Source organism: Enterobacter sp. MEB024 (genome assembly GCF_030209635.1).
In the GTDB taxonomy this organism is placed as follows: Bacteria; Pseudomonadota; Gammaproteobacteria; order Enterobacterales; family Enterobacteriaceae; genus Enterobacter; species Enterobacter ludwigii.
Genome location: NZ_JARVRQ010000014.1, coordinates 1 through 16,502 on the forward strand (window position 1 = coordinate 1; position 16,502 = coordinate 16,502).

At 55.4% G+C, this 16,502-nt stretch carries 15 protein-coding genes and 1 tRNA gene; 11 read left to right on the top strand and 5 right to left on the bottom strand.

Annotated elements, in window-relative coordinates:
• Positions 1 to 100: 100 nt before the first annotated feature.
• Positions 101 to 176, top strand: a tRNA-Trp gene (locus QRN24_RS19390).
• Between the two features lie 97 nt (positions 177 to 273).
• Here QRN24_RS19390 and hdfR read toward each other — a convergent pair.
• The gene (hdfR, locus tag QRN24_RS19395; RefSeq protein WP_014172169.1) at positions 274 to 1,095 is read right to left on the bottom strand and encodes an HTH-type transcriptional regulator HdfR; all 822 of its coding nucleotides are present in this window, start codon (positions 1,093 to 1,095) and stop codon (positions 274 to 276) included.
• 118 nt (positions 1,096 to 1,213) lie between these two features.
• On the opposite strand from hdfR, the gene QRN24_RS19400 reads away from it, so the two are divergent.
• Entirely contained in the window at positions 1,214 to 1,552 is a 339-nt protein-coding gene (locus tag QRN24_RS19400; RefSeq protein ID WP_014172168.1) for a MaoP family protein, read from the top strand.
• A 27-nt stretch (positions 1,553 to 1,579) separates the two neighbouring features.
• Here the strand turns inward: QRN24_RS19400 and QRN24_RS19405 are convergent, their stop codons facing one another.
• Positions 1,580 to 3,100, bottom strand: a complete 1,521-nt coding sequence (locus QRN24_RS19405) for a YifB family Mg chelatase-like AAA ATPase (RefSeq protein WP_049023041.1) — start codon at positions 3,098 to 3,100, stop codon at positions 1,580 to 1,582.
• A 339-nt stretch (positions 3,101 to 3,439) separates the two neighbouring features.
• On the opposite strand from QRN24_RS19405, the gene ilvL reads away from it, so the two are divergent.
• From ilvL to ilvA, 7 genes are all read left to right on the top strand, one after another.
• Positions 3,440 to 3,538, top strand: coding sequence for an ilv operon leader peptide (ilvL, locus tag QRN24_RS19410; RefSeq protein WP_001311244.1), 99 nt, complete (start codon positions 3,440 to 3,442; stop codon positions 3,536 to 3,538).
• Between the two features lie 86 nt (positions 3,539 to 3,624).
• Positions 3,625 to 3,675, top strand: a complete 51-nt coding sequence (gene ilvX, locus QRN24_RS19415; protein ID WP_102046757.1) for a peptide IlvX — start codon at positions 3,625 to 3,627, stop codon at positions 3,673 to 3,675.
• Between the two features lie 2 nt (positions 3,676 to 3,677).
• A complete protein-coding gene (gene ilvG, locus QRN24_RS19420; RefSeq protein WP_151887066.1) occupies positions 3,678 to 5,324 on the top strand; it encodes an acetolactate synthase 2 catalytic subunit in 1,647 nt (548 codons plus the stop codon).
• Positions 5,321 to 5,584 (top strand): acetolactate synthase 2 small subunit, encoded by a 264-nt coding sequence (gene ilvM / locus QRN24_RS19425; RefSeq protein ID WP_014172166.1) that lies wholly within the window; start codon positions 5,321 to 5,323, stop codon positions 5,582 to 5,584. The genes ilvG and ilvM overlap by 4 nt, the downstream gene beginning before the upstream one ends.
• 18 nt (positions 5,585 to 5,602) lie before the next feature.
• Positions 5,603 to 6,532 (top strand): branched-chain-amino-acid transaminase, encoded by a 930-nt coding sequence (gene ilvE, locus QRN24_RS19430; protein WP_025202772.1) that lies wholly within the window; start codon positions 5,603 to 5,605, stop codon positions 6,530 to 6,532.
• Between the two features lie 60 nt (positions 6,533 to 6,592).
• Positions 6,593 to 8,443 carry a dihydroxy-acid dehydratase gene (gene ilvD / locus QRN24_RS19435; RefSeq protein ID WP_284942972.1) on the top strand — a complete coding sequence of 617 codons (1,851 nt, stop codon included), beginning with the start codon at positions 6,593 to 6,595 and terminating at the stop codon, positions 8,441 to 8,443.
• Between the two features lie 2 nt (positions 8,444 to 8,445).
• Positions 8,446 to 9,990, top strand: a complete 1,545-nt coding sequence (gene ilvA, locus QRN24_RS19440) for a threonine ammonia-lyase, biosynthetic (RefSeq protein WP_025202773.1) — start codon at positions 8,446 to 8,448, stop codon at positions 9,988 to 9,990.
• Here ilvA and ilvY read toward each other — a convergent pair.
• Positions 9,987 to 10,877: an HTH-type transcriptional activator IlvY gene (gene ilvY, locus QRN24_RS19445; RefSeq protein WP_020882896.1), complete on the bottom strand. Its 891-nt coding sequence runs from the start codon at positions 10,875 to 10,877 to the stop codon at positions 9,987 to 9,989. The genes ilvA and ilvY overlap by 4 nt on opposite strands.
• A gap of 152 nt (positions 10,878 to 11,029) precedes the next feature.
• On the opposite strand from ilvY, the gene ilvC reads away from it, so the two are divergent.
• On the top strand, positions 11,030 to 12,505 hold the full coding sequence (gene ilvC / locus QRN24_RS19450; protein WP_014172161.1) for a ketol-acid reductoisomerase: 1,476 nt from the start codon (positions 11,030 to 11,032) through the stop codon (positions 12,503 to 12,505).
• Between the two features lie 68 nt (positions 12,506 to 12,573).
• Here the strand turns inward: ilvC and ppiC are convergent, their stop codons facing one another.
• Positions 12,574 to 12,855, bottom strand: coding sequence for a peptidylprolyl isomerase PpiC (gene ppiC / locus QRN24_RS19455; protein ID WP_008501570.1), 282 nt, complete (start codon positions 12,853 to 12,855; stop codon positions 12,574 to 12,576).
• A gap of 85 nt (positions 12,856 to 12,940) precedes the next feature.
• Here ppiC and rep point away from each other — a divergent pair, with 85 nt between their 5' ends.
• Complete coding sequence (rep, locus tag QRN24_RS19460) at positions 12,941 to 14,965, top strand: DNA helicase Rep (RefSeq protein ID WP_014172160.1); 2,025 nt, start codon at positions 12,941 to 12,943, stop codon at positions 14,963 to 14,965.
• A 48-nt stretch (positions 14,966 to 15,013) separates the two neighbouring features.
• Here rep and gppA read toward each other — a convergent pair whose 3' ends face one another.
• On the bottom strand, positions 15,014 to 16,498 hold the full coding sequence (gppA, locus tag QRN24_RS19465; protein ID WP_252069010.1) for a guanosine-5'-triphosphate,3'-diphosphate diphosphatase: 1,485 nt from the start codon (positions 16,496 to 16,498) through the stop codon (positions 15,014 to 15,016).
• Positions 16,499 to 16,502 lie beyond the last annotated feature (4 nt).

Consider the following 16,502-nt stretch of genomic DNA (forward strand, 5'->3'; position numbering starts at 1 on the left):
GCCTGTCACGCAGGGGGTCGCGGGTTCGAGTCCCGTCCGTTCCGCCACTTATTAAGACATTAAGCCTGCCTACCCGGCAGGCTTAATGGCAAAAGACTTTAGGGGCGTAGCTCAGTTGGTAGAGCACCGGTCTCCAAAACCGGGTGTCGCGAGTTCGAGTCTCTCCGCCCCTGCCATATATAATCCTTTGCTTCGGCAAAGGATTTTTTTTTGCCTGAAAGACGCCAGTCCCCTCTTCAGACGTTGCAGCCAGCATTTCTGCTGGCGCATGCATCAATCCATAATATTAATTTTTAGAAGATCTTTTATCTGCGATTGCTTATCGCTGTTCTGGAGCCAGATGGCATACAGCGGTCTGGAAAGCGTGGTGGAGTCCACAACGGTATGCAACCCGGGTTTCGTGTCTGCCCAGCGAACAGGTAACCAGGTGCACCCCTTCAGCAAGGAGAGCTGCTGACAGGCGATCTCCGCAGAGCTGGTTGTTAACTGTGGCACATCATCCGGAGCAATCAATCCCGCCTCGTGTTGCTGGAAATCTGGCCCCCACTCCAGACGCAGATAGGTCAGGTCGGCTTTCATCATTGAAGGCTCGGAGGCATAAAGCGCAAGGCCAAACTGGCCAACAATCTGGCTGCTAAATTCGTCCATTTTGGGGGCTTCGGTCGTGATCAGAAGATCCAGCTGGCGCTCGTGCAGTTGCTTAACGAGCGACTGACGTTGCGCAATCCGCGCTTCAAATTGCAAATGGTTGTGGGAAGGGTAGAGCCGGGTCAGCCACTGACTGAGCATACATTCCCACAACGATGCGCTGGCCCCAATGGAGAACTCGTTATGCCTCGAGGTGTGCGCAACCTCTTTACGTGCCGCCTGCCAGGTGTTCATCAGGGTCTCTGCATACGGCAGCAGTTTTTCACCGGCTGGCGTGAGGCGTATGTTGTTGCGATGGCGGGTAAAAAGGTTCACACCCAGTTGATTTTCCAGCTGTCGAATACGAAAACTGACCGCTGACTGCGTCAGGTAAAGGGCTTCCGCTGCTCGCCCAAAGTGGCGCGTTCTGCTCACTTCCAGGAAAGTTTTTAGCAATTCCGTATCCACATCTTTCTCCGCAAAATAATTTGTCGTTATGATTTAAATGTTTTGTTTTACACTCTGTCAAGCGTAACTAATACTCCGCGCCATAAATAGCTCGGCCAAAGAATTAGGAGCGTGTAGGATGGCGGAAAGCTTTACGACGACTAATCGTTTTTTCGACAATAAAAATTATCCACGCGGGTTCTCTCGTCACGGCGATTTCACCATCAAAGAGGCGCAGATGCTTGAGCGTCATGGTTATGCCTTTAACGAGCTGGATCTGGGTAAACGTGAGCCTGCAACTGAAGACGAAAAACAGTTTGTCGCAGTCTGCCGTGGCGAGCGTGAGCCACAGTCTGAAGCAGAACGTGTATGGATCAAGTATATGGCACGCATTAAGCGTCCAAAGCGTTTCCATACGCTGTCTGGCGGTAAGCCGCAGATGGAAGGTGCTGAAGACTACACTGAGTCTGACGACTAACAAGAAAAGGGGCTGTGGCCCCTTTTTTTATGCCAGTAACTTTTGCAGGTGCAGGAGTAAGCGATCGATCGCACGATAGCTTAACGCTTCCTGCAGATGCCGCCTCTCAATGTCAGGGCACTTTTCCACATCGGCGATGGTGCGGGCGACTTTTATAAGACGCTGCCATGCGCGAATGGAAAGTCCAAAGCGCGTCAACGTATCCTCCAGCCAGCATGAATCTTCAGTCTTAAGAGGACAAAACTGCCGAATCTCAGCGTTATCCAGACGGGCATTCAGCTTATGTTGACGCATATACTGCCGGGCCTGCGCGGCGATAACCCGCTCGCGAACCTCCACCGTACTCTCTCCTCTGGCGCTGCTCTGGCTGAGCAGGCCGGGAGGAGGCAAGGGGATTTCCAGCGACAAATCGAAACGATCCAGGAAAGGACCAGATAACTTCCCCAGGTAGCGCAGCGTCTGTTCAGGCGTGGAGCGATTGTGGTTTCCCTGATAATGGCCCGATGGGCTGGGGTTCATTGCCGCTACCAGCTGGAACCGCGCGGGATAGCTTATTTTGGCGCGTGCACGGGAGATATGGATCTCACCCGATTCGATGGGCTCCCTCAGCGCATCCAGAACGCGGCGTTCAAATTCAGGCAGTTCATCCAAAAACAGGATGCCGTTGTGCGCCAGAGAGATCTCTCCCGGCCCTGGTATGGTGCCACCGCCGACCATGGCCGCCAGTGAGGCACTGTGGTGCGGAGAGCGAAACGGGCGACGTCGCCACTGTTTTTGCAATGACACTGAACTCACCAGACTAAATATCGCCGCGCTTTCCAGCGCTTCATGGTTATTAAGTGGAGGCAGTAAACCATTCAACCTGCTCGCCAGCATCGTTTTTCCTGTACCCGGTGGGCCAATCAGCAACAGGTTATGTCCGCCAGCAGCGGTAATCTCCAGCGCCCGCTTCCCCTGCTCCTGGCCGTAAATATCGCTCAGATCGTCCGGGCTTTCTGCCAGGGGATCGCCTGATTCTTCCGGCTCTGACAGCACATGTTGCCCCTCAAGATACGCGCACACTTCCTGTAAATGCCCGGCTAGCAGACATCCTCTCTCGGCTATCAGGCTCACTTCTGCACCATTTTCATTGGCAACAATGATTTGTCGACCTGCGCGAATGGCCTCCAGCGCACCCGAGATGGCACCAGGAACGCCCCTCAGCGCGCCTGTGAGCGCCAGTTCACCGATGAACTCATATGCGCCTAGTCTGCTGCTGTTAAGCTGCTCAGAGGCGGCGAGGAGCGCTATAGCGATAGGTAAATCATATCGCCCTCCCTCTTTAGGCAAGTCTGCAGGCGCAAGGTTGATGGTGATTTTCTTTGCCGGAAAGGTATAACCGCTATTAATAATCGCACTGCGCACCCGATCTCTGGCTTCCTTTACCGTGGTCTCCGGCAATCCAACCAGCGTCAGCCCGGGCAGCCCGTTGCTGAGATGAACTTCTACCGAAATAAGCGGTGCTTTTACTCCAATGGCCGCTCGGGTATAAACAACTGACAGTGACATAAGCACCTCCTCAGGAGATGACTATGCCCGTGACCGATATGCATGTTTAGCCACATTTAGCGGATTTACGCATCCTCTTCCGAGGTTTTAACGTCAAGATGTAACCTTTTCTTTTCTGTGGAACCCTGCTCGCAAAAAAATGAACAGGCGACATGCCGCTCTGTCCGTGCTGAAAAAATGAAAAATATTCACTATCTAATTTCTCCATATAAAACAATACGTTCAGAAAATATGATTCGCAGACTAACGAAACCAGCCATAAATAAATCTTGTGTTTGATTTAAAAACTGTGATACCTCTTTAGGTATTCCTTCGAACAAGATGCAAAAAGAACTGAAAATGACAGCCCTTCTACGAGTGATTAGCCTGGTCGTGATTAGCGTGGTGGTGATTATTATCCCACCGTGCGGGGCTGCACTTGGACGAGGAAAGGCTTAGAAATCAAGCCTTAACGAACTAAGACCCCCGCACCGAAAGGTCCGGGGGTTTTTTTATGACTAAAAAACTTACACGAGGAGCAGAGAATGACTAATAGCACAAAATTCTGTTTCTCCCGATTTATGACGGGGAACTAACTATGAATGGTGCACAGTGGGTAGTACATGCGTTGCGCGCACAGGGAGTCGACACTGTCTTCGGTTATCCGGGGGGCGCAATAATGCCGATTTACGATGCATTGTATGACGGCGGCGTGGAACACCTCTTGTGCCGACACGAGCAGGGCGCAGCGATGGCCGCCATTGGCTATGCACGTGCCACCGGTAAAACCGGTGTCTGCATGGCAACCTCAGGGCCGGGTGCCACAAACCTGATCACCGGCCTGGCGGATGCACTGCTTGATTCCGTTCCCGTTGTCGCCATCACCGGTCAGGTGGCCTCGCCCCTCATTGGTACTGATGCCTTCCAGGAAGTGGACGTGCTCGGCTTGTCACTGGCCTGCACCAAACACAGCTTCCTCGTTCAGTCTCTGGAAGAGCTGCCGCGTGTGATGGCAGAGGCGTTTGAGGTGGCAAACTCTGGTCGCCCTGGACCGGTTCTGGTTGATATCCCGAAAGATATCCAGGTTGCTCTGGGCGATCTGGAACCGCACTTCTCCACCGTTGAAAGCGACGATGCATTCCCGCACGCCGCGGTGGAAGAGGCGCGGCAGATGATTGCCCACGCTAAACAACCGATGTTGTACGTAGGGGGTGGGGTTGGTATGGCACAGGCCGTTCCCGCCCTGCGCGAATTCATCGCGGTTACGCAAATGCCCGCCACCTGTACGTTGAAAGGTCTTGGCGCGGTAGATGCGGACTATCCGTATTATCTGGGCATGCTGGGGATGCACGGTACCAAAGCGGCGAACCTGGCCGTGCAGGCGTGTGACTTGCTGATCGCCGTAGGTGCCCGTTTTGATGATCGTGTCACCGGCAAGCTGAATACCTTCGCGCCGAATGCCAACGTGATCCACATGGATATCGACCCGGCGGAGATGAACAAACTGCGTCAGGCGCATGTGGCCCTGCAGGGCAATCTCAACGCGTTATTACCGGCTTTACAGCAGCCTCTGAAAATCGACGCATGGCGTCAGCACACCGCCGAAATGCGCGTTGAACATACCTGGCGTTACGACCATCCTGGTGACGCCATCTATGCGCCACTGCTGTTAAAGCAATTGTCCGACCGTAAACCGGCAGACTGTGTGATCACGACGGATGTAGGCCAACACCAGATGTGGTCAGCACAGCACATGACTTACACGCGCCCGGAAAACTTCATTACCTCCAGCGGCTTAGGGACGATGGGCTTCGGTCTCCCTGCCGCGGTAGGGGCGCAGGTTGCCCGCCCGAACGATACGGTTATCTGTATCTCCGGTGACGGCTCTTTCATGATGAACGTTCAGGAGCTGGGCACCGTTAAGCGCAAGCAGTTACCGTTGAAAATCGTCTTGCTCGATAACCAGCGTTTAGGAATGGTTCGTCAGTGGCAACAGCTGTTTTTCCAGGAACGCTACAGTGAGACTACCCTGACGGATAACCCCGATTTCCTCATTCTGGCCAGCGCCTTTGGTATCCCTGGCCAGCACATCACCCGTAAAGACCAGGTTGAAGCGGCACTCGACACCATGCTGTCAAGCGAAGGGCCGTACCTGCTTCATGTCTCAATCGACGAGCTTGAGAATGTCTGGCCGTTGGTACCGCCAGGTGCCAGTAACTCACAAATGCTGGAGAAATTATCATGATGCAACATCAGGTCGCCGTGCAGGCTCGCTTCAATCCAGAGACATTAGAACGCGTTTTGCGTGTGGTGCGTCACCGTGGCTTTCAGATTTGCTCTATGAATATGGAGACGGCCACTGATGCTCAAAATATCAGTATCGAATTAACCGTTGCCAGCCCGCGGTCGGTCGACTTACTGTTTAGTCAGTTAACAAAACTGGTAGACGTTGCACATGTTGCCATCTGCCAGAGCACAACCACATCACAACAGATCCGTGCTTAAGCGCGACAGGAAGAGAAAATGACGACAAAAAAAGCTGATTACATTTGGTTCAATGGTGAGATGGTTCGCTGGGAGGACGCGAAAGTCCACGTTATGTCCCACGCGCTGCATTACGGTACCTCTGTCTTCGAAGGCATCCGTTGCTACGACTCACACAAAGGGCCAGTGGTGTTCCGTCATCGCGAACACATGCAGCGTCTGCATGACTCAGCCAAAATTTATCGTTTCCCGGTTTCTCAGAGCGTGGATGAGCTGATGGAAGCCTGCCGCGACGTGATTCGTAAGAACAACCTCACCAGTGCCTATATTCGTCCGCTGGTGTTTGTAGGTGATGTAGGCATGGGCGTGAACCCGCCAGCCGGTTATACCACCGATGTGATCATTGCTGCGTTCCCGTGGGGTGCTTATCTGGGGGCTGAAGCCCTGGAGCAGGGGATCGACGCAATGGTTTCTTCCTGGAACCGCGTGGCACCAAACACGATCCCGACGGCGGCAAAAGCGGGCGGTAACTACCTCTCCTCACTGCTGGTCGGTAGCGAAGCGCGCCGTCACGGTTATCAGGAAGGTATCGCGCTGGACGTGAATGGCTATATCTCTGAAGGTGCAGGTGAAAACCTGTTCGAAGTGAAAGACGGCATTCTGTTTACGCCGCCATTTACCTCTTCCGCTCTGCCGGGTATTACCCGTGACGCCATCATCAAGCTGGCAAAAGATTTGGGTATCGAAGTCCGTGAGCAGGTCCTGTCCCGCGAATCCCTGTACCTGGCCGATGAAGTGTTCATGTCCGGTACCGCGGCGGAAATTACGCCGGTTCGTAGCGTAGACGGTATTCAGGTTGGTGCTGGCCGCTGTGGTCCGGTCACCAAACGTATTCAGCAAGCCTTCTTTGGCCTCTTCACCGGTGAAACGGAAGATAAATACGGCTGGCTGGATCAGGTTAATCAATAAGCATAAATATGGGACGGCACGCACCGTCCCATTCAATAGTCAGACGGGAGTAAATAAAGCATGCCTAAGTATCGTTCCGCCACCACCACTCATGGCCGTAACATGGCGGGTGCCCGCGCACTGTGGCGCGCCACCGGGATGACCGACGCCGATTTCGGTAAGCCTATTATCGCCGTGGTGAACTCCTTCACCCAGTTTGTGCCGGGCCACGTGCACCTGCGCGATCTCGGCAAACTCGTTGCCGAGCAAATCGAAGCCTCCGGCGGTGTGGCGAAAGAGTTCAACACCATTGCGGTGGATGACGGTATCGCGATGGGTCACGGGGGTATGCTCTATTCACTGCCGTCGCGTGAGCTGATCGCCGACTCGGTGGAGTATATGGTGAACGCCCACTGCGCGGATGCCATGGTTTGTATCTCCAACTGCGACAAAATTACCCCGGGGATGCTGATGGCTTCCCTGCGTCTGAACATTCCGGTGATCTTCGTCTCCGGCGGTCCAATGGAAGCGGGTAAAACCAAGCTTTCCGATAAAATCATCAAGCTCGACCTGGTCGATGCGATGATTCAGGGCGCGGATCCAAAAGTTTCTAATGAACAAAGCGATCAGGTTGAACGTTCTGCGTGCCCAACCTGTGGCTCCTGCTCAGGTATGTTCACCGCGAACTCCATGAACTGTCTGACCGAAGCGCTGGGTCTGTCTCAGCCGGGCAACGGCTCGCTGCTGGCGACCCACGCCGACCGTAAACAGCTGTTCCTCAATGCCGGTAAACGCATCGTTGAGCTGACCAAACGCTACTACGAGCAAGATGATGAAAGCGCGCTGCCGCGTAATATCGCCAGCAAAGCCGCGTTTGAAAATGCCATGACGCTGGATATCGCCATGGGCGGTTCCACCAACACCGTTCTCCACCTGCTGGCCGCTGCGCAGGAAGCTGAAATCGACTTCACCATGAGCGATATCGACAAGCTGTCCCGCAAAGTACCGCAGCTCTGTAAAGTTGCGCCGAGTACCCAGAAATACCACATGGAAGATGTCCACCGTGCGGGTGGCGTACTGGGTATTCTCGGTGAACTGGATCGCGCCGGGCTGCTGAACCGCAACGTCAAAAACGTGCTCGGCCTGACGCTGCCGGAGTCGCTGGACAAATACGACGTCATGCTCACGAAAGACGATGCGGTGAAAAAGATGTTCCGCGCCGGCCCGGCAGGTATTCGTACCACCCAGGCCTTCTCACAGGATTGCCGCTGGGACACGCTGGATGACGATCGTGCAGAAGGCTGTATTCGCTCACTGGAACATGCCTACAGCAAGGACGGCGGTCTGGCCGTTCTCTACGGTAACTTTGCAGAAAACGGCTGTATTGTAAAAACCGCAGGCGTGGATGACAGTATTCTCAAATTCACCGGCCCGGCAAAAGTGTACGAAAGCCAGGACGACGCGGTAGAGGCTATTCTCGGTGGCAAAGTGGTGGAAGGCGACGTGGTTGTCATTCGCTACGAAGGGCCGAAAGGCGGGCCGGGCATGCAGGAGATGCTCTATCCCACCACCTTCCTGAAATCCATGGGCCTCGGTAAAGCCTGTGCGCTGATCACCGACGGACGTTTCTCTGGCGGTACGTCTGGTCTCTCCATTGGCCACGTGTCACCGGAAGCGGCAAGCGGCGGCAACATCGCGATTATTGAAGATGGCGACCTGATCGAAATTGATATCCCGAATCGCGGTATTCAGTTGAAACTGAGCGACCAGGACATTGCGGCGCGTCGTGAAGCCCAGGAGGCTCGCGGTGACAAAGCCTGGACGCCAAAAGATCGCCAGCGCGACGTCTCCTTTGCCCTGCGTGCCTATGCGAGCCTTGCCACCAGTGCAGATAAAGGCGCGGTGCGCGACAAATCGAAACTTGGGGGCTAATGATGGCCGAGTCGCAACCGTTATCCGCCGCCCCTGAGGGGGCGGAATACCTCAGGGCGGTGCTACGTGCACCGGTCTATGAAGCCGTACAGGTCACGCCGCTGCAGAAGATGGAAAAACTCTCCTCGCGCCTCGACAACGTGATTCTGGTGAAACGCGAAGACCGCCAGCCGGTACACAGCTTCAAGCTGCGTGGCGCCTACGCGATGATGGCCGGGTTGACCGACGAGCAAAAAGCGCGGGGGGTAATTACCGCCTCTGCGGGCAACCACGCGCAGGGCGTCGCGTTCTCCTCAGCGCGCCTGGGGCTGAAAGCGCTGATTGTTATGCCGGTTGCTACTGCCGATATCAAAGTGGATGCCGTACGCGGTTTCGGCGGTGAAGTGTTACTCCACGGCGCAAACTTTGACGAAGCCAAAGCCAAAGCGATAGAGCTGGCGCAGCAACAGGGGTTTACCTGGGTGCCGCCGTTCGATCATCCGATGGTCATTGCCGGGCAGGGGACGCTGGCGCTTGAGCTGCTGCAGCAGGATGCGCATCTCGACCGCGTCTTCGTGCCGGTTGGCGGTGGCGGCCTCGCGGCGGGCGTAGCGGTGCTGATCAAACAGCTGATGCCGCAAATTAAAGTGATTGCCGTTGAGGCGGAAGACTCGGCCTGTCTGAAAGCGGCGCTGGATGCCGGTCATCCGGTGGACTTACCACGCGTCGGGCTGTTTGCTGAAGGCGTGGCGGTTAAACGCATTGGCGATGAAACCTTCCGTCTTTGCCAGGAGTATCTCGACGATATTATCACCGTCGACAGCGACGCCATCTGCGCCGCAATGAAAGATCTGTTCGAAGATGTGCGTGCGGTAGCGGAACCTTCCGGTGCGCTGGCGCTGGCGGGGATGAAGAAATACATCGCGCAGCACAACATCCGCGGCGAGCGTCTGGCGCATGTCCTTTCTGGTGCCAACGTGAACTTCCACGGTCTGCGCTATGTTTCCGAACGCTGCGAGCTGGGTGAGCAACGCGAAGCGCTGCTGGCGGTTACCATCCCGGAAGAGAAGGGCAGCTTCCTGAAGTTTTGTCAGCTGCTGGGCGGCCGTTCAGTCACGGAGTTTAACTATCGTTTTGCCGACGCCCGAGATGCCTGCATTTTTGTCGGTGTACGGTTAAGCCGTGGTCTGGAAGAGCGTAAAGAGATCCTCCACCTGCTCCACGAAGGTGGCTACAGCGTCGTGGATCTCTCCGACGATGAGATGGCGAAACTGCACGTGCGTTACATGGTGGGCGGGCGTCCATCGAAGCCGCTGCAGGAACGTCTCTACAGCTTCGAGTTCCCGGAGTCACCGGGCGCGTTGCTCAAATTCCTGCATACGCTGGGCACGCACTGGAACATCTCTCTGTTCCACTACCGCAGCCACGGTACCGATTATGGACGCGTGCTGGCCGCCTTCGAACTGGGCGAGCACGAGCCTGATTTCGAAACGCGGCTGAACGAGCTGGGCTATGAGTGTCACGATGAAACCCATAACCCGGCGTTCAGGTTCTTCCTGGCGGGCTAGTGGTTAGGCAGTATCTGCCAGAAGGCATCAATAAGCGGCTCCTGCAGCCGCTTTTTTTGTGCGCACACGCCAAGCTCAAACGGCGTTTTTTCGTCACTGCGCTCCAGAATCATCACGCGATTACGCACCGGTTCCGGGCTGTTCTCCAGGACCACTTCCGGCAGCAGTGCTACGCCGCAGCCCAGCGCCACCATTGACACCATCGCCTCATGCCCGCCAACCGTCGCGTAAATCGACGGGTTGCTGATCTTCTGGCGACGAAACCAGAGCTCAATACGACGGCGCACCGGCCCCTGATCGGCCATGATAAAAGGCACCGTGGACCAGTCCGGTTTTTCCACCGACACCTGATTACGCACCGGGCAGGGTAACGCGGGGGCAATCAACACGACCGCCAGGTTCTCCAGCATTGAGAACGCGACAGCGCCCGGCAGGGTTTCGGGTTTCCCAGCAATGGCGAGATCCGCCTCGCCTGTCACCACTTTTTCCATTGCGTCGGCGGCATCACCGGTGGTGAGTTTAATTTCCACCGACGGTTGTTCTGCGCGAAAGCGGTCAAGAATCGGCGGCAGATGGCTATAGGCCGCGGTCACGGAGCAGAAAATATGCAGCTCGCCGGACAGCGATGGCCCTTTCTGGTCAATGGTGTGTCGCAGCTGTTGATACTGCAGCAGCGTTTGTTGGGCAAAGACCCGTAACTCCTCACCGGCCTCCGTCAGGGTGACGGTGCGGTTGTCGCGTACAAACAGGGGCTGACCGAGGTCTTCCTCAAGGCGCTGGATCTGGCGCGAAAGCGTGGAGGGACTGACGTGCATCGCCCGGGCGCTGCGCCCAAAGTGACGGCTTTCCGCCAGATGCAGGAACATTTTCAGATCGCGTAAATCCACTGATTTCACTCCCCTTTTTACATTGCAAATATTGCAACGTGACGTTGTGAATATATCAATTTCCGCAATAAATTTCCTGTCATATAGTAAGTTCATTCTCGCAAAAGCGAACCGAACAATAAGCACAACAACACAACATCACGGAGTCCATTATGGCTAACTACTTTAATACACTGAATTTGCGCCAGCAGCTGGCGCAGCTGGGCAAATGCCGCTTTATGGCGCGCGACGAATTTGCCGATGGCGCGAGCTACCTTCAGGGTAAAAAAGTGGTCATCGTCGGCTGCGGCGCCCAGGGTCTGAACCAGGGCCTGAACATGCGTGACTCCGGTCTGGATATCTCCTACGCCCTGCGTAAAGAAGCGATTGCTGAGAAGCGTGCGTCCTGGCGCAAAGCGACCGAAAACGGTTTTAAAGTCGGTACCTACGAAGAACTGATCCCCCAGGCAGACCTGGTGGTTAACCTGACGCCAGACAAACAGCACTCTGACGTTGTGCGTTCCGTGCAGCCGCTGATGAAAGACGGTGCGGCGTTGGGTTACTCCCACGGCTTTAACATCGTTGAAGTGGGCGAGCAGATCCGTAAAGACATCACCGTTGTGATGGTGGCGCCGAAGTGCCCGGGTACAGAAGTACGTGAAGAGTACAAACGTGGCTTCGGCGTGCCAACGCTTATCGCCGTTCACCCGGAAAACGATCCGAAAGGCGAAGGTATGGCGATCGCCAAAGCATGGGCAGCAGCAACGGGTGGCCACCGTGCGGGCGTTCTGGAATCGTCTTTCGTCGCGGAAGTTAAATCTGACCTGATGGGTGAGCAAACCATCCTGTGCGGTATGCTGCAGGCGGGCTCTCTGCTGTGCTTCGACAAGCTGGTGGAAGAGGGTACAGACCCGGCATACGCAGAAAAACTGATTCAGTTCGGCTGGGAAACGATCACCGAAGCGCTGAAGCAGGGCGGTATTACGCTGATGATGGACCGTCTGTCCAACCCGGCGAAACTGCGTGCTTACGCGCTGTCTGAACAGCTGAAAACGATCATGGCACCGCTGTTCCAGAAACATATGGACGACATTATCTCCGGCGAGTTCTCTTCCGGCATGATGGCGGACTGGGCTAACGACGATAAGAAACTGCTGACCTGGCGTGAAGAGACCGGTAAAACCGCTTTTGAAACCGCCCCACAGTTTGAAGGTAAAATCGGCGAGCAGGAGTACTTCGATAAAGGCGTTCTGATGATTGCGATGGTGAAAGCTGGCGTTGAGCTGGCGTTCGAAACCATGGTGGATTCCGGCATCATCGAAGAGTCTGCCTACTATGAATCACTGCACGAGCTGCCGCTGATTGCGAACACCATCGCCCGTAAGCGTCTGTACGAAATGAACGTGGTTATCTCTGATACCGCCGAGTACGGTAACTACCTGTTCTCTTACGCTTGCGTACCGCTGCTGAAAGAGTTCATGACAACCCTGCAGCCGGGCGATCTGGGCAAAGCGATTGCGGAAGGTGCTGTGGATAACGCGCAGCTGCGTGATGTAAACGAAGCCATTCGCGGTCATGAAATCGAGAAAGTGGGCCAGAAACTGCGTGGCTACATGACCGATATGAAACGTATCGCGGTAGCAGGTTAATACCCGGGCGGGCTGATGCCCTGACCTGACTAAACGTACAAGGCCTTCTCTCAGAGAAGGCCTTGCTGTTATTTGCGGTACAGAACCTTAATAACATGGTAGCCAAACTGCGTGTGCAGTGGGCCTGTGGGTTCCAGCACCGGGCAGGAAAAGACCACTTTATCGAACGCCGGAACCATTTGACCCTGACGGAATTCACCTAAATCACCGCCGCGTTTACCTGACGGACAAATAGAGTGTTTCTTCGCCAGCTTGCCGAAGTCGGCGCCGTTTTTGATCTGCTCGAGAAGATCCAGAGCCAGTTTTTCTTCTTTTACAAGGATATGCAGTGCTGCCGCGGTTTTTGCCATGATCGTGCCTTGAGTGGTATGGATTAGGCTCGCTATACTACCACGCTGTTATTCTCCCCTCCTGACTTTCATTGAGTGATCATTTATGCGTTTAAACCCCGGACAACAACAAGCCGTCGAATTTGTCACTGGACCCTGTCTGGTGCTGGCGGGCGCGGGATCCGGCAAAACGCGCGTCATCACCAATAAGATTGCCCACCTGATCCGCGGCTGCGGGTATCAGGCTCGCCACATCGCGGCGGTGACGTTTACTAACAAAGCAGCGCGCGAGATGAAAGAGCGTGTCGGCCAGACGCTGGGGCGTAAAGAGGCACGCGGTCTGATGATTTCTACCTTCCATACGCTGGGGTTGGATATCATCAAACGTGAATACGCCGCGCTGGGGATGAAATCCAACTTCTCACTGTTTGACGATACCGACCAGGTGGCCCTGCTCAAGGAGCTCACCGAGGGGCTGATCGAAGATGATAAGGTTCTGCTGCAACAGCTGATCTCAACGATCTCCAACTGGAAAAACGATCTGATGACCCCGGCCCAGGCCGCGGCGATCGCCAAAGGCGAGCGGGATCGGATCTTCGCCCACTGCTACGGTCTGTACGATGCGCATATGAAAGCCTGTAACGTGCTGGATTTCGACGACCTGATCCTGCTTCCCACGCTACTGCTGCAGCGTAATGAAGAGGTGCGTGAGCGCTGGCAGAATAAAATCCGCTACCTGCTGGTGGATGAGTATCAGGACACCAATACCAGCCAGTATGAACTGGTGAAGCTGCTGGTGGGACAGCGCGCGCGTTTCACGGTGGTCGGTGATGACGATCAGTCCATTTACTCCTGGCGCGGTGCGCGTCCGCAAAACCTGGTCCTGCTGAGCAAAGATTTCCCGGCGCTGCAGGTGATCAAACTGGAGCAGAACTACCGTTCCTCCGGGCGTATCCTTAAAGCCGCGAACATCCTGATCGCCAACAACCCGCACGTGTTCGAAAAACGCCTGTTCTCCGAACTGGGTTACGGTACAGAGCTAAAAGTGCTCAGCGCCAACAATGAAGAGCACGAAGCGGAGCGGGTCACAGGCGAACTTATCGCCCACCACTTCGTCAATAAAACCGAATACAAAGATTACGCGATCCTCTATCGCGGCAACCACCAGTCACGCGTCTTTGAAAAGATGCTGATGCAAAACCGCATCCCGTACAAAATTTCGGGTGGGACCTCCTTCTTCTCGCGGCCCGAAATTAAAGATCTTCTGGCCTACCTGCGTGTGCTCACTAACCCGGATGATGACAGCGCGTTTCTGCGTATCGTGAATACCCCGAAACGGGAAATTGGCCCGGCGACGCTACAAAAGCTTGGCGAGTGGGCGATGACGCGTAATAAGAGTCTGTTTACCGCCAGCTTCGATATGGGGCTGAGTCAGACGCTCACCGGACGCGGCTACGATTCATTAACCCGCTTTACCCACTGGCTTGGTGAAGTGCAGCGGCTGGCAGAGCGCGAACCTATCGCCGCCGTGCGCGACCTTATCCACGGTATCGACTACGAGTCCTGGCTGTATGAAACCTCCGCCAGTCCGAAAGCGGCCGAGATGCGCATGAAAAACGTTAACCAGCTGTTCAGCTGGATGACTGAAATGCTGGAAGGCTCGGAGATTGATGAACCGATGACCCTGACGCAGGTGGTTACCCGCTTTACCCTGCGCGATATGATGGAGCGCGGCGAGAGCGAAGAAGAGGCCGATCAGGTTCAGCTGATGACGCTGCATGCATCAAAAGGTCTTGAATTCCCGTATGTCTATCTGGTTGGCATGGAAGAGGGGTTACTGCCGCACCAGAGCAGCATTGATGAAGATAATGTCGATGAGGAGCGCCGTCTGGCCTATGTAGGCATCACGCGCGCTCAGAAAGAGCTGACCTTCACGCTGTGCAAAGAGCGTAGACAATATGGCGAACTGGTGCGCCCGGAGCCGAGCCGTTTCCTGCTGGAACTTCCGCAGGACGACCTCATCTGGGAGCAGGAGCGTAAAGTGATTACGGCTGAAGAGCGGATGCATAAGGGGCAGGCGAACGTCGCTAACATCCGCGCCATGCTGGCGAAAGCCAAAGAGAAAGGGTAGGTTGTTACACGCCCGGCAAGCGTAGCGCTACCGGGCATGTCCGCCCTGTTATTTCACCTCAAGCACCCAGTGTACGTAGCTCTGCCACTGACACTCCTGCTCGACCATCTCCGCCCCAAGCGGATGATTATCCAGCCAGTTTTCCGGCAACGTCAGCGACAGTTTTTCGTCATCCGCCACCAGATTGAGTGCCGGCAGAAAATCATCGCGGCGGCGGCTGGCAAACAGAATAGCCAGACGCAGCAGGCGGCACATATGCTCGGCTACGCGCGGCGGTACGGCATTTTGCTGATGCAAAGAGGAGAGGTCAACGGCATTGGTCTGGTTCAGCAGCAGCGTTGCCAGCAACTTTTTCTGCGCAGGGGTATAGCCAGGTAAATCGAGGTTACGTACCAGATAAGCGGCATGAGCCGGGGCCTGTTTAAAATCAATGCTCAGCCCGATTTCATGCAGTGCACAGGCACTTAGCAGCAGATCACGACTCAAAGGGTCCAGATCCCAGGCATTAGCCACATGATCGGCGAAGCGTGACGCCAGCTGTGCCACGCGGCCTGCCTGATCGATATCAACCAGGAAACGACGCTGCACGTTTCGCAGGGTACGGCTGCGAATGTCCTGATCGACCGACAGGTGCAACATCCCGTAGACCAGACCTTCACGCAGCGCGCCACCCGCCAGCGTCATACATTTGATGTTCAGCTCGGTGAAAATGGCGATCAGGATCGCGAGCCCGCTCGGGAATACCAGCGCGCGTTCAAGCGTCAGGCCTTCAATTTCCAGCTCTTCCAGACGCCCGCACTGAATGGCACGCTGTTTAAGCTGCTGAAGCTTGGCGAGCGTGATCCGCTCATCCATGCCCTGCGCCATCATAATTTCCTGCAATGCCTGCACGGTACCTGAGGCCCCTACGCAGACTTTCCAGCCGTGGTAGCGCAGTTCGTCCATCACCGGGCGTAACACCTCGCGTGCGGCAGTTTCCGCCTCGTCGAAGTTTTCCTGACCCAGATTGCGGTCAGTAAAGTAGCGCTCAAGCCAGGTTACGCAACCCATCGACAGGCTGAATAGCGACGTTGCCTGCGCACCGGTGCCGGTCACGAGTTCGGTACTGGCGCCCCCGATATCCACAACCAGACGACGATCGTCGCCTCCCGTGGTGTGCGCAACGCCCTGATAAATCAGGCGCGCTTCTTCTTCACCGCTGATAACCTGCACCGGACAACCGAGAATTTCCTGCGCTTTGGCAATAAAATCCACGGCGTTAACCGCCAGGCGGAGTGTCGCTGTGGCGACGACGGTGATTTGGGAATGCGGGATATCCTGCAGACGCTCTGCAAAGAGTCGCAGGCACTGCCAGCCACGTTCCATGGCTTCAGGAGAGAGGTGATTATCGCTGCTCAGGCCCGCCGCGAGGCGGACCTTGCGCTTAATGCGCGTCAGCGTTTGTATGCTTCCCGCCACCTCGCGCACAACCAGCATATGAAAACTATTCGAACCGAGATCAATTGCCGCATAAAGCGAGGTGGAGCTGAGCATAATT